Annotated in this window: 12 protein-coding genes; 3 read left to right on the plus strand and 9 right to left on the minus strand. The window is 61.2% G+C overall.

What is annotated here, in order from left to right:
* Window positions 1-64: 64 nt before the first annotated feature.
* From AGR2A_RS23255 to AGR2A_RS23265, 3 genes are all read left to right on the plus strand, one after another.
* Window positions 65-574, plus strand: coding sequence for a MarR family winged helix-turn-helix transcriptional regulator (locus AGR2A_RS23255; RefSeq protein ID WP_022562734.1), 510 nt, complete (start codon window positions 65-67; stop codon window positions 572-574).
* Window positions 575-708: 134 nt separating this feature from the next.
* On the plus strand, window positions 709-1,731 hold the full coding sequence (locus AGR2A_RS23260; RefSeq protein ID WP_003505469.1) for a LacI family DNA-binding transcriptional regulator: 1,023 nt from the start codon (window positions 709-711) through the stop codon (window positions 1,729-1,731).
* Between the two features lie 339 nt (window positions 1,732-2,070).
* Window positions 2,071-3,033 (plus strand): 2-hydroxyacid dehydrogenase, encoded by a 963-nt coding sequence (locus tag AGR2A_RS23265; RefSeq protein ID WP_072493026.1) that lies wholly within the window; start codon window positions 2,071-2,073, stop codon window positions 3,031-3,033.
* 162 nt (window positions 3,034-3,195) lie between these two features.
* Here AGR2A_RS23265 and AGR2A_RS23270 read toward each other — a convergent pair whose 3' ends face one another.
* The 9 genes from AGR2A_RS23270 to AGR2A_RS23310 all read right to left on the minus strand — a co-directional run bounded on the left by AGR2A_RS23270 (window position 3,196) and on the right by AGR2A_RS23310 (window position 13,902).
* Entirely contained in the window at window positions 3,196-4,323 is a 1,128-nt protein-coding gene (locus AGR2A_RS23270; protein WP_072493025.1) for a Gfo/Idh/MocA family protein, read from the minus strand.
* A 151-nt stretch (window positions 4,324-4,474) separates the two neighbouring features.
* Window positions 4,475-5,287 carry a 5-deoxy-glucuronate isomerase gene (iolB, locus tag AGR2A_RS23275; protein ID WP_072493024.1) on the minus strand — a complete coding sequence of 271 codons (813 nt, stop codon included), beginning with the start codon at window positions 5,285-5,287 and terminating at the stop codon, window positions 4,475-4,477.
* A gap of 205 nt (window positions 5,288-5,492) precedes the next feature.
* Complete coding sequence (gene iolE / locus AGR2A_RS23280; RefSeq protein WP_072493023.1) at window positions 5,493-6,401, minus strand: myo-inosose-2 dehydratase; 909 nt, start codon at window positions 6,399-6,401, stop codon at window positions 5,493-5,495.
* A gap of 1 nt (window position 6,402) precedes the next feature.
* Entirely contained in the window at window positions 6,403-8,229 is a 1,827-nt protein-coding gene (gene iolD / locus AGR2A_RS23285; RefSeq protein ID WP_072493022.1) for a 3D-(3,5/4)-trihydroxycyclohexane-1,2-dione acylhydrolase (decyclizing), read from the minus strand.
* A complete protein-coding gene (locus AGR2A_RS23290) occupies window positions 8,226-10,142 on the minus strand; it encodes a bifunctional 5-dehydro-2-deoxygluconokinase/5-dehydro-2-deoxyphosphogluconate aldolase (protein ID WP_072493021.1) in 1,917 nt (638 codons plus the stop codon). Before AGR2A_RS23290 ends, iolD begins: the two co-directional genes overlap by 4 nt.
* A 205-nt stretch (window positions 10,143-10,347) precedes the next feature.
* Window positions 10,348-11,163 (minus strand): MurR/RpiR family transcriptional regulator, encoded by an 816-nt coding sequence (locus AGR2A_RS23295; protein WP_004445154.1) that lies wholly within the window; start codon window positions 11,161-11,163, stop codon window positions 10,348-10,350.
* Window positions 11,164-11,436: 273 nt separating this feature from the next.
* Complete coding sequence (locus AGR2A_RS23300) at window positions 11,437-12,153, minus strand: ABC transporter ATP-binding protein (RefSeq protein ID WP_004445152.1); 717 nt, start codon at window positions 12,151-12,153, stop codon at window positions 11,437-11,439.
* On the minus strand, window positions 12,134-12,898 hold the full coding sequence (locus AGR2A_RS23305) for an ABC transporter ATP-binding protein (RefSeq protein ID WP_004445150.1): 765 nt from the start codon (window positions 12,896-12,898) through the stop codon (window positions 12,134-12,136). The genes AGR2A_RS23300 and AGR2A_RS23305 overlap by 20 nt, the downstream gene beginning before the upstream one ends.
* Entirely contained in the window at window positions 12,895-13,902 is a 1,008-nt protein-coding gene (locus AGR2A_RS23310) for a branched-chain amino acid ABC transporter permease (RefSeq protein ID WP_004445148.1), read from the minus strand. The genes AGR2A_RS23305 and AGR2A_RS23310 overlap by 4 nt, the downstream gene beginning before the upstream one ends.

Raw genomic sequence — 13,902 nt, forward strand, 5'->3', positions numbered from 1 at the left:
AGCATTCGGTAAGGATTTCCAGCAACATATATCGGTTCCGCCACAGGGTAAAAGGCACTCGCGTATGAGCAAGGACAAATCCGGGAACAAGGACAAAAGCGCCAAGAAGGATAAGGGCGGCAAGAAGGTCAAGGACGCCAAAAAGAGGGATGAAAACTTCAACCCGGAGGAGTTGGCGCAATCGATAACCCAGGCCGCCCGCTCCATGCGTACCGCGCTCAGCCACAGCCTCGCCGAAAGCGGGCTTTATGCCGGACAGGACGGCGTCATCCTGGCGCTGGCGCAGGAAGGCAGCCTGACGCCGGGGCAAATCGCGCAGAAGCTGGGTGTCAAGGCGCCAACCATGACGCGCACCATTGGCCGCATGGAAGCCCAGGGTTTCGTGGAACGCAGCGGTGACGACGGGGACGGTCGTGTGACGCTGGTGAAGCTGACCGAAGCGGGCCTGAAAAGCGTCGAGCACATCAACGTTTCCATCGCCAATTGTGGCGCGAGAGCTATCGAAGGCCTTTCGGCCAAGGATGTTCGCAACATTGTTAAACTCTTGAAAGCCATAGACGCCAATCTTCAATAATTTTTGCTGAAATTTTTAAAAGAACCATCTGTTTTGCGGTTATTCCTTAAACGGGTTGCGGATTTTGTTTAAATTGTTTAATTGCGATTTAAACGGAGCCATCCGTCACTGACACGCGTTTGGGGAGGAATGCCGTGGCCCAAAAGGTCAAACTGTCTACCATCGCCGAAAGTCTCGGCCTTTCAACCGCCACCATTTCCCTTGCATTGCGCGACAGTCCGCTGGTCGCCGCAGATACGCGGGACAAGATCAAGGAACAGGCGCGGGCGCTGGGCTACATTTACAACCGCCGCGCCGCCAGCCTGCGCACCTCGCGCTCCGGCATTGTTGGTGTCGTGTTCCATGACGTGATGAACCCCTTCTATGGCGAAATCCTGAAAGCCATTGAAAGCGAGCTGGACCGCAGCCGCCAGACCTTCATCCTGTCCAACCATTATGATTCGGTTGAAAAGCAGCGCACCTTCATCGAGACGCTGCTGCAGCTCGGCTCCGACGGCATCATCATGTCGCCGGCCATCGGCACGCCGATCGAGGACATGACGCTCGCCGAAGAAAACGGCATGCCTGCCATTCTGGTGGCCCGTTCCATGGATGGCGTTGATATGCCGACCTATCGCGGCGACGACAGCTACGGCATTTCGCTCGCCACCAACCATCTGATCAGCCTCGGCCACCGCACCATCGCCATGGTCGGCGGCACGGACCAGACTTCCACGGGCCGTGATCGTTACCAGGGTTACGTCAATGCGCTGCGCAAGGCCGGCATCGAGGTCGACCCGAACCTGCGCATTCCCGGCCCGCGCTCCAAGCAGGGCGGTTTCGAGGCGGCGGTGCATTTCCTGTCGCTGCCGCAGAAGCCGACCGCCGCCGTGTGCTGGAACGATCTCGTCGCCATCGGTCTCATGAACGGTATTTCCCGCGCCGGTCTGGTGCCGGGTGTCGATATCTCCGTGACCGGCTACGACGACCTGGAGGAAGCTGCCATCGCCACCCCGGCGCTGACCACGGTTTCCAACGGCCAGGCCGAGGTCGGGCGCCTGGCGGCCCGCGCACTGCTGGACAGGCTGGCGGGCAGCCATGAACCTGACGGCATTCACCTCATCAAGCCGGAAATGCGTATCCGGCAATCGACCGGGCCGGTGCGGCCGCGGGTGTGAGGCTTCAGACGATGGGAAATGGTGCGCGTTCTGTGCATTGCAGCTTTCCGTCATTCCGGCCTTGAGCCGGAATCCAGCCACCGCGTGTCTACGCGGTGAAAAGCCTCTCTCAGCCCAAGGACTTGGGCTGGCTGGATGCCGGATCAAGTCCGGCATGACGGTGAGGGGCGCTTAAAAAAATCGGCATGAAACTTCCGTCTGCCCCCATAGCATCCCCTTATTGCCCTTTTCACGGCCGTCTTTGTTTGAAAAGATCGCGGCCCGATGGAGCAGGATGGCGGGTAGTTTGCCCGCAACCCTCTCCTGCTATTGGAATGTTATCAGGAGGAATATCCGCTTATGTCTGACAAAAAGGCCGTCGTTCTCGTTCCCGGCAAGATCAATCCGCGCGTTCTCGAACGCCTCGAAGGCAAGGTCGAGATTGTCACGGCACCCGCCGGCGCAGAGCCGGTTCTGCCTGACGGCGCGGCGGAGCGCATCAATGCCATTGCCGTTTCCGGCGCCGTCAACGCCAAATGGATCGACGGGCTGCCGAAGCTCGAGATCATCGCCAATTTCGGCGTGGGTTACGATGGCGTTGATGCCAAACACGCCGCCACGCGTGGCATCGTGGTGACGAACACGCCTGATGTGCTGAATGACGAAGTGGCCGATACGACGATTGCGCTGTTGATCAATACCGTGCGACGTCTCTATCAGGCCGAAACCTGGCTGCGGGCTGGCAAGTGGGTCGGCGAAGGCCCGTTCGCGCTATCGCCGTTTTCGCTGCGCGGCCGCAAGGTTGGCCTGTTCGGCATGGGCCGCATCGGCCAGGAAATCGCCAAGCGGCTAGAGCCTTTCAAGGTGGAGATCGGCTATCACACCCGCAGCAAGCGCGACGAACTCTCCTACACCTATTACGCTTCGCTGAAGGAGATGGCTGAGGCCGTCGATACGCTGATCTGCATCGTGCCGGGCACGCCGGAGACGCACAAGGCGATCAATGCCGACATCCTGACCGCGCTCGGGCCGGAGGGCGTTTTCATCAATGTCGGTCGTGGCTCCAGCGTCGATGAGGACGCGCTTCTTGAGGCGCTCAAAAGTGGTGCGCTGGGTGCTGCCGGTCTCGACGTGTTTTATGCCGAACCGAAGGTGCCGGAGGCCTTCCTGTCGCTACCAAACGTTTCCCTGTTGCCGCATGTCGCTTCTGCGTCCATCCCGACGCGCAATGCGATGGCCGATCTGGTGGCCGACAATATTCTCGGCTGGTTCCGGGACGGCAAGGTGCTGACGCCGGTGCCGGAGACGCCAGTTAAGGAGTAAGGTCGGAACCTCCACGCACCGTCACCCCGGACTTGATCCGGGGTCCAGCGCGATCAAGTCTTTGATCGCGAAAGACTCCTCTCACGGCGCAGACGCGTCGTGGCTGGATGCCGGATCAAGTCCGGCATGACGGAGGAGACGTTTTCGCCCGTTGTGGGCGTTCTATTCCACGATCTCCGCGCTTCCCACCCAGCGCCCTTCGGCAAAAGAACGCGCCATGGCGTGAATGCTGCGCTCGATCTTCAACCCTTCCTCGAAATCGATTATGTGGGCCTTCTTGCCCTCAATGGCCGCGATCAGTTCCCGGCATTCGATGACCTTCAGGTCATTGAAGCCGAGACCGTGGCCGGGGGCGGGGATGAAGCGGTCGTAGGGCTTGTGGTGCGGGGCGGTGAGGATGGTTCGGAAACCCTGCTCTTCCGGGCGTCCATCCGTGGTGTAGAGCTGAAACTCGTTCATCCGTTCCTGATAGAACAGGATCGAGCCGGTAGAGCCATAAATCTGGATGGCGATGCGCCCCTTGCGGCCCCAGGCGGAACGGTTGGCGATGAGCACGGCGGAAATGCCGCCTTCTAGTTTCAGGAGAACGCTCGCGAGATCATGAGTCTCGACCGCGCGTTCGCCGCCGCCGGCAAGCGGGCGTGTTTCATAGGGTTTCACCATATCGGTGATGGCGCTTTGTGCGTGGCCGAACAGGGCGTAAAGCAGCGATAGCGGATGCACGGCGAAATCGTCCAGCGCGCCATAACCGGAGGACGCCTCGCTCTTCCAGTAGAAGGGCTGGGTGGCATCGGCCATGAAGTCCTCGTCCATTTCGGCACGTACATGATAGACCCTGCCGATCGCACCTTCGTCGATCAGGCGGCGGATGTGGCGGATGACGGGGTTCTGGATGTAGTTGTAACCCATCGCCGCCGCCTTGCCGGACCGGCGGGCGGCATCACGCATCTTCACCGCGTCAGCAAAGGCGGGCGCCATCGGCTTTTCACACCAGACATGCTTGCCGGCCTCAAGCGCGGCAATCGCCATTTCCGGGTGGAAGGCGTTGGGCGTGGTGACGGAGATCACGTCGATCTCGGGATCGGAAAGCAGGTCGCGCCAGTTGCCTGTCGAGCGGGCAAAACCGAACTCTGCGGCTTTCTTCGCGGCAAGCTCGGGGTTGACTTCCGCCAGCGTCACGAGGCGGGGGCGTTCCACATCGCCGAAGACGCTCGTGACGTTGTTCCACGCCAGCGCGTGGCATTTGCCCATGTAACCGGTGCCAATTAGGCCCACGCCAAGAGCGGTCATGGTGTTCTCCTCCCGAAATTATTTGAATTAATACAATTCGTTAATTGCGTTTGTTGTGTGCCAAGACAGTCTCAAGACGTGTCTTCGCGCACTCCCTCATTCCTGTGCCTGTCACAGGGATGGGGAGGCGGCGATGTTTGCCCGAAATGCGTTACGGATTATCGCGCTTGAAAATCCAGTCATGATCCGGGTGGTTCTTGAAGCGCCATTTGCGCATCGGCCCCGCCATCACGTTCAGATAATACATCTCGTAACCATAGGGCGCGCCGCAGGGGTGGTGGCCCTTTGGCACCAGCACGACATCCCCATCGGATACCGCCATGGTCTCATCAAGCGAACCGTCTTCGGTGAAGACGCGCTGGAAACCGAAACCCTGCGCCGGGTTGAGGCGATGATAATAGGTTTCTTCGAGATAGGTCATGCCGGGGTAGTTATCCTCGTCATGCCGGTGCGGCGGATAGGAAGACCAGTTGCCCGAGGGTGTGAAGACTTCCGTTACCAGCAGGCTGTCGGCGACGTCGCGTTCTTCCATGGCGATGGGGAAGATGTATCGCGTGTTGGCGCCCTTGCCTCGTTCCGTCAGCTGCACGCCGTCAGGTCCGATCTGCTGCGCCTCGCGGCTGCCTTTTTCGCCGGGAGCAGTGCAGACGCCGACGGTGCAATCCGTTGTGGCCGTCAGCGACCATTCGGAACCGGCCGGAACATAAACGCAATGCGGCGGCTTGCGCTCGAACACATTCATGCGGTCACCGAGTTCACCGAAATCCTTGCCGCCAGCGGAAATCGTTGCCTTGCCTTCGACAAGGACGAGGATGACTTCCGTGTCGCCGGTGCTTTCGGCTGCCGTCTCGCCCGGCTTCAGTCGGTAAAGACCGAAACCGACATAACCCCAATCCGCGCTTTGGGGCGTGATATCGTGCACCTTGCCGCCTGTCGCGACCGGCTTGCGCAGAAGTGAGGTCATGGTGTCGTTCCTTTTTCGTGTGTAGCACAAACATGTCGTTCGGTAGTTTCGCGCCCTGCCGTCATTCCGGCCTTGAGCCGGAATCCAGCTCACGCGCGTCTGCGCGGCGCGAAGACTTTTTCAGCCCAAGGACTTGGGCCGGCTGGATACCGGCTCAAGGCCGGTATGACGGGTGGGATAGGTCACCCGCCTTCCTTGGCTCAGCTCAAGCGGCCTGAGCCTTGTCCAGCCCCGCTTCGCGCGCAAACGCCTTCAGCGATTTCAGCCCGAGGCTCTGATATTCGAACGGGTTGCGCACGTCAGGATCCTGCTCGGCCTCGATCACCAGCCAGCCGCTATAGCCATGCTCGGCCGCCACTTTCAGCACGGGCGGGAAGTTGACGCCGCCTTCGCTATCGCCCGGCACGGTGAAGACACCGCGGCGAACGCCTTCGAGGAAGGAGAGCCGCTCATTGCGGACCTGATCGGCAATGACCGGGCGCACGTTCTTGGCATGGATATGGCCAACGCGGCCCATGTATTTCTGCGCGACGCGAACGGGGTCGCCGCCGCCGAACAGGCAATGGCCGGTATCGAGCAGCAGATGCGTCTTCGGACCGGTGTGCTGCATCAGAAGGTCGATCTCGTCTTCGCTCTCGACCACCGTGCCCATGTGGTGGTGATAAACGAGGGTGACGCCCTGTTCTGCGGCAAAGGCGGCCAGCGCTTCCACGCCTGCGCCGAATTTCGCCCAGTCATCGGCCGCAAGGCGCGGACGGTCTACCAGCGCCGTGTTGTCCGCGCCGTGGATGGCGTTGGAGGTCTCGCAGACGATGATGACCTTCGAGCCCATGGCCTTCAGAAGGTCAAGCGCCTGCTGCATCGCCTTCTTTTCGGATTCGATATCGTCGGTCAGAAGGTTCAGCGAATGCCAGCCCGAGACGAAGGAGAGGCCGCGCGGCGAAAGCACGCCCTTCAGGCCTTCCGGGTCGGTCGGGAATTTGTGACCCTTTTCGATGCCGTCGAAACCGATCTTGGCGGTTTCATCAAGGCATTGTTCCAGGCTGATATGGGCGCCCAGCGTGCGGTCGTCGTCGTTGGACCAGGCGATGGGGTTGGTGCCGTAACGGATCATCTTACTGTCTTTCCTTGACATGGTTTTCATAACGGGCGCGCGCCGGGCCGATTTCGGCGCGGTCGGAAACTTCGGGCACCGCGACATCCCACCAGTGGCCACCGGCTCGCGGGGTCGGATAGGGGTCGGTATCGATGACAATGACTGTCGTGCGGCTGGATGCGCGGGCCGCCGCGAGGGCTTCTTCCAGTCCAGCGATGGTGGAAACCTTGCGTGCATCCGCTCCCATCGAGCCGGCATGGGCAACGAAGTCGATGGCGATCGGATTGACGTTGGTATGGGCGTAGAGGTTGTTGAACTCCGCGCCGCCGGTTTCCATCTGCAGACGGTTGATGCAGCCGTAACCCCTGTTGTCGGTGATGACGAGCGTGATCTTCACGCCCATTGCCACCGATGTGGCAAGCTCGGAATTCATCATCATGTAGGAGCCATCGCCGACCATGACGATCACGTCGCGTTCCGGTTCCGCCATCTTGATGCCGAGGCCGCCGGCGACCTCATAACCCATGCAGGAGAAGCCGTATTCCATGTGATAGGAGAGCGGCAGCTTGGATTTCCACAGCTGGTGCAACTCGCCCGGCATGGTGCCTGCGGCGCACATGACGACGGTATTGTCCCGCGACTGGCGCTGGACAGCGCCGATGACCTGCATGTCGGTAGGCAGGCTGTTTGCGTGTTCCTCGCCGGGCGCCGCCGTATCGGCATCGGCTTTTTCGAACCATGCTGCCTTCAGGCCGGCATCCGGCGCTGCAAAACGGTGAGCGCCGAGGGCCGCGGAGAGTTTTTCAAGCCCGATTTTGGCATCCGCCGTCAGGCTGATCGCATCATGCTTGGCGCTGTCATAGGGCTGGACGTTGAGCGCCAGGATCTTGCGGTTCGGGTTCTTGAACAGCGCCCAGGAGCCGGTGGTGAAATCCTGAAAGCGGGTGCCGACGCCAAAGACCAGGTCGGCCTTTTCGCTTATGATATTGGCGCTTTCGGCACCGGTAACGCCAACGGGGCCGAAATTGAGATCGTGATCCCAAGCCAATGCTGATTTACCGGCCTGCGTTTCGACGACGGGGATAGAGTGGGTTTCGGCAAAGCGCTTCAGCGTCTGCGTTGCGCCGGCGAAATGAACGCCGCCGCCAGCAACGATGATGGGATTCTTCGCGGCCTTCAGCGCCGCGACGGCCTCTTCGAATTCCACCACGTCGGGCTCGGGGCGGCGCTGGCGCCAGACCCGCTTTTCGAAGAAGCTTTCGGGATAGTCGTAGGCTTCCGCCTGCACATCCTGGCAGAAGGCGAGCGTGACTGGGCCGCAATCGGCAGGGTCCGTCATGGTGCGCATGGCGCGGGGGAGGGCAGTGAGCAACTGTTCCGGCCGCATGATGCGGTCGAAATAGCGGCTGACAGGACGGAAGCAGTCATTCACCGTCATGGTGCCATCGCCGAAATCTTCGAGCTGTTGCAGCACGGGGTCCGGGCCACGATTGGCGAAGACATCGCCGGGGATGAGCAGGACGGGCAGGCGGTTGACATGCGCCAGCGCTGCCGCCGTCACCATATTGGCGGCACCCGGGCCGATGGACGAGGTGACCGCCATGGCGCGGCGGCGGCGCAGCTGCTTGGAATAGGCGATGGCCGCATGAGCCATGGACTGCTCGTTCTGGCCGCGATAGGTCGGCAGCTCGTCGCGGATGCCGTAAAGCGCTTCGCCGATGCCGGCGACATTGCCATGGCCGAAAATCGCCCACATGCCGGCGATATATGTTTCGCCATGTTCATTCATCTGCGCGGCCAGGTAACGAACCATGGCCTGCGCAGCCGTCAATCTTACTGTCTTCACGCTGCCTCTCCCTTTTTGGCGCGCGCCTCATCCCAAATACGGCACAGGCTGGTATAGCGCTGCGCCATATCCTTGACCGCTTCCTCGTCGGTCATCTTGCCCGAGAGCCAGCCGCGGGCGGCGTCGGCAAAAATCGTGCGGCCAACGGCGAAACCCTTGACCAGATCGAAGCCAGCCGCAAGGCGGAAGCTTTCTTCCAGCTCACTCTGCGGTGCGTCGAGACCGAGAACGACGATGCCCCGCACGTAAGGGTCGTTGCGGTTAACGGCGTCGCAGGCATTTTTCCATGCCGCGGTGGTTTTCATCGGCTCCAGCTTCCACCAGTCGGGGTAAACGCCGATCTCGTAAAAGCGCTCGATGATGCGGGCGGCGGTCAGATCGTCGGTCGGGCCGACCTTGGAGGGAATGATCTCCAGCAGCATTTCCAAGCGGTTGCGCCGTGCGGCCTCGAACAGCCGTATCACGGTCTCTTCCTGCGCAGCGCGCATCTCATCCGTGTCATCGGGGTGATAGAAACAAAGTACCTTGACGACATTTTCGAGCGGCCATTCGGCGAGCCCGCCAAAGTCCTTGCCGAGATCGGGTTCCAGTGTCAGCGGGCGCGAGCCCGGCCATTCCACCGGACGGCCGATCCAGAGGCCGGAGCCGCTGGCGGCAAACAGCGCGTCACGTCCAAGGCGTCCGTCGCAGAGAATGCCATAGCCCGGCTCAACACCGGAAACTTTTTGCGCGGCCTGGAGGCAAAGCTTCTTGAAGGCGCCGATCTGCTCATGCTTGACGCCAAGCTCGTCGGCGATCGCTTCCAGCTGCATGCGATGGTCGAAAGCGAAGACGCGCATGGTCTCCCAATCGCCCTTGCGGTTGGTGGACCAGTGCACCTGCTCCAGCGCCTCGTCCTTGCGCAGCGCCTTGTTGCGAATGCCGGCCTTGAAGAAATATTGCAGCTCTTCCCAGCTTGGATAAGCGGGCGTGCAGCCATGGCGGGAGACGGCGAAGGCGCCGCAGGCATTGGCGTATTTCAGCGTCGTCGGCCAGTCTTCGCCGCGCAGCCAGCCGCGGAACAGTCCGGCCATGAAGCCGTCACCAGCGCCCAGAACATTGAAGACCTCGATCGGGAAACCTTCGCCCGTCTGCCCGTCATCGAGGCTTGCGGGAATATCGCCGGTGAAGACCGAAGCACCCATCGGGCCGCGCTTGCACACCAGCGTGGCATTCGAAACCTTGCGCACGGCATTCAGTGCGGCCAGCGTATCTGTCGAGCCGCCGGCAATGTGAAATTCTTCTTCCGTGCCGACGATCAGATCGAAGAGATGCAGGGTGGATTGCAGCTTGGCGGTGACCTTCTGCGATTCCACGAAACGGCTCTCGCCATCGCCATGGCCGGCCACACCCCAGAGATTGGGGCGGTAATCGATATCGAGCGCGGTTTTTGCACCATTTTCTCGGGCGAGTTTCAGGGCCTTCAGCACCGCCGCTTCCGTTCTTGGATGCGACAAATGCGTGCCGGTGGCGCAGACGCAGGCCGCCTCGGCAATGAAGGCGGGATCGATATCGTCTTCGCTCAGCGCCATGTCGGCGCAGTTTTCGCGATAGAAAATCAGCGGGAACTGGTTCTGGTCACGAATTCCGAGCAGCACCAGCGCGGTCAGGCGCTCCGGGTCGGTTTTCACGCCGCGCACGTCAACGCCTTCGCGCACCAGCTGTTCGCGGATGAAGCGGCCCATGTGCTCGTCGCCGACACGGGTGATGACGGCGCTGTTAAGGCCAAGCCGCGCAGCACCGGCTGCGATGTTCGTGGGAGAGCCGCCAATATATTTGGCAAAGGAGGCCATGTCCTCCAGACGGCCACCGACCTGCGACCCATAAAGGTCAACAGACGAGCGCCCGATCGTGATGAGATCAAGTTTTTTCAAAAGGTTCCTCCTTAGCACCGCACGCTGGCGCGGTCTGCCTCATATGTGTCGAGCGGATCAGGCAACCATGCCGCCAGCTATTGCCATCCCCGCTCCGGTGAGCCTCCTCCGCTCACATGGCCCGTCACGAGAAGGACAGTCGTGGAATGTCCGTTTCATGAATTTGGATCATAAATTCTATTTTTTCCGTTTTCAATAAAAATATTCAGGCCGTCTTGCGTGTTCCCACAGCCACGGCCAGCGTGATGGCGAGACAGAGCGTGGCCGAAAGGGAGCGGAAAGCGCCGAAATCGATCTCTGTAACCGTCAGCAGCGTTGCGCCGGATTTCCTTAGCGGATTGACGGCGGAATCGGACATGGCGACAACCGGAACGCCCTTGGCGCGGGCCGTTTCCGCCAGTTCCAGCGTCTCGGTGGAGTAGGGGGAAAAGGTGATTGCGATCAGCGCGTCGTCGCGGGAAATCGCACTGATATTGCCGAGCCCGCCCACGGCGCTATGCAGAACCGCCGGTACCTTCATCTTCTCGAAGGCATAGGCCAGATAGCTGGCAATGGGGAAGGACCGCCGCAGGCCGACGATATGCACGGTGCGCGCCTTGGCCAGCACGGAAACCGCCTCATCAAGCTGTCGGGTGTCGACCGATTTCAGCAGCATTTCCAGCGACGAGCGGCCGGCTTCCACGAATTCGGCAAGCAGGCCGGACGCGCTTTCATCGCCCTTTTCGCGCAGATGATCGAGCCGCGTGGCATAATCCGGCCAGCCGCCGACATAGGAATCACGGAACAGGCGCTGCATTTCCGAAAATCCGGAAAAACCCATGATCTGGCAGAACCGCATGAAGGCCGAGGGTTGCACGCCGGCGCCTTCAGCCATTTCGGCGACGGTGGAAACGGCGATTCGATCCTGATTGGAGGCGACATAATCGGCACATTGCCGCAATCGTTTCGGCAAACCCTCCGCCACCTGGAGCAGCCGCTCCTCAAAAGCCTTTACGGAGTCTGGCGCCTCGATTGCCGTCATTGTCGTTCCCTGGTGCAGATTGAAATCGTGTGCACTTTAACTGCAATGGAATTTTTATTCCATTGGGTTTTTCGGAGGAAGGGCAAATGACACGGCGGGGGCTTTGTATGATCGGTCACCCTCCGTCGCTCCGGCCTCGAGCCGGAATCCAGCCGACGCGCGTCGGCGCGGCGCGAAGGGTCTCTTCACCCCAAAGACTTGGGGTGGCTGGATGCCGGCTCAAGGCCGGTATGACGGAGATTATATATGAACGCGCAATGGCGATGCGTTGGCTTAGTGCAGCCCACCCACGCCTAGATGCGTATCGATAATATCCGGGTTCTCCACCAGTTCGCTCGACGGTCCGTCCCAGACGATGCGGCCGCGTTCCATGATGATGGCGTGGTCGGCGAAGTCGATGGCCATCTGGATGCGTTGTTCGACGAGAAGAATGGTCATTTCGCCGGATTGGGCGAGCTTGGAGAAGGCGGCCATCAGCTCTTCGCAGATGACGGGGGCGAGGCCTTCGAGCGGTTCATCGAGCAGCAGCACCCGCGGCTGGCCGAGAATGGTGCGGGCGGTGGACAGCATCTGCTGTTCGCCACCGGAAAGTTGCGAGCCGAGATTGCGGCGGCGCTCCTTGAGGCGCGGAAACAGCGTGTAGGCTTCCTCGATCGCCGATTTCGGTCGCCCCTTGAGGCCCACGAACAGGTTTTCCTCCACCGTCAGCGTCGGAAACACGTCACGGGTCTGTGGCACGTAACCGAGGCCGGCCTTGGCGCGCGCAGCACTTGGCAGGGTGCCAATCTCCTGCCCCCCGATGCGGATATCGCCGGAAAAACGCTTCGTCTGGCCGGCCAGCGTGGCGAAGAGGCTTGTCTTGCCGACGCCGTTGCGGCCGAGCACGGCGAAACGCGAGCCCGATGGCACGGAAAGCGACAGGCCCTCGATGACCCTCGTCGGGCCATAACCGGCCGTGAGGTTGACGATTTCAAGCGGCGCTGCGGGCATCGGCGTAACTTCCCAGATAGGCTTGGCGGACTTCCGCATTGCTGGTGACATCATCAGGCGAACCGTCGAAGATGACGGCGCCGGCGGCCAAAACGACGACGCGCTTGGCAAAACGGAAGACCAGATCCATGTCGTGTTCGATCATCAGGATCGCGAGGTCGGATGGTAGCCGGTCAAGCGCCTGTTCGATACGCGCGGTTTCCGTGGAAGGCACGCCGGCGGCCGGTTCGTCGAGCAAGAGGATTTTCGGGCGAAGCGCCATGGCAAGCGCGATCTCGATCAGCCGCTGCTGGCCATAAGCGATTTCGCGCACCTTTGTTTCGGCGAGGGCCGTGAGGCCAAGCGTGCCGAGAATGTCGCGGGCTTCGCCCATCACCGCAGGCATGGCACGGTAACGGCCGAAAATCCGGCCGGTCTTTCCCTCACGCTGGAGAATGGCGAGCGCCACGTGCTCCTCTGGCGTCATGTCCTGAAACAGCCTGGTAACCTGGAAGGAACGTACGAGCCCGCGTTTCACGCGCTGGCTGGCGCTAAGGCCCGTCACATCCTCGCCGGCGATGCGCACCGTGCCGGCTGACGGTTTGATATTGCCGGTGACGAGATTGACAAAGGTCGTCTTGCCGGCGCCATTGGGGCCGATGAGTACCGTCCGGTCTCCCGGCGAAAGCGACAGCGAGACGTTGTTGGTGACGACGAGGCCGCCGAAATTTTTCTGCAGGCCGGAGACTTCGAAAATGGCGCTCATTTGCGACCTCCCCGGAGACGCGCGATGATCTGTTCGCCTGCGCCATAAAGGCCGCGCGGCGCGAAGAGCACGACGGCGATCAGCAGCAGGCCGACAATGGTGAGCCAGTGAAACGGGTTGGCGGCGGAAACCACGTCTTCAAACCACATGAAGGTGACGGTGCCGATCAGCGCGCCGTAAAGGGAACCCGCGCCACCGAGCACCAGCATGACCAGCCCCTCGGCCGATAGCGTGAAGCTGAGGCTGTCCAGGCCGACGACCTGCGTGGAGATGGCGTTGAGCGCACCACCAATGCCGGCGACGATGCCTGAGATAACGAACATCTTCAGGATTGTGCCATTGACGGCGCCGCCCATGGCCTGAATGCGGATGCTGTCCTGTTTGACGCCGCGGCACAACATGCCGAAGGGTGAATTGACGACCACCTTTAGGGCGAGGAAGACGACAAGCAGCAGGCAGACACCATAGATATAGGCGGTGCGGCCGAAGAGGTCGAATTCGAAGGTGCCGAACAGCGCGTCCGGCGAAACGCCGGCAAGACCGTCGCTGCCGCCGGTCCAGCCTGAAGCCTTGTTCGCCGCCTCGTGGAACAGGTGGATGACGGCGATGGATAGCACAAGCTGTGGAAGCCCGTGGGCACGCAGCAGCACCGCGCCGGAAAGCAGCCCGGCCACGCCGCCCGCAGCCGCGCCGATGGCGGTCATGAGAAGCGGGTCGGTGATTTCGAAATGGGCGGCGGCGATGCCGGCGGCATAAGCGCCGGCGCCGAAGAGGGCGGCATGGCCAAGCGTGGCGACGCCGCAATAACCGGTGACGAGATCGATCGACAGCACCAGAAGCGCAATGGCTATGATGCGTGTCAGAAGTGCCAGATTATCCGGAAACAGGTAATAACCGGCAACAGCGGCGGCGATGATGAGGAGCGGCCCCGCGAGCGCGCGCAGCGGTGAGCGCGCCTTCGGAATGTCTGCCGTTTCAGTCACGTCGTTCATGAGCACCGCCAT

Origin of the sequence: Agrobacterium genomosp. 2 str. CFBP 5494, assembly GCF_900013495.1 — a bacterium.
Taxonomy (GTDB): Bacteria; Pseudomonadota; Alphaproteobacteria; order Rhizobiales; family Rhizobiaceae; genus Agrobacterium; species Agrobacterium pusense.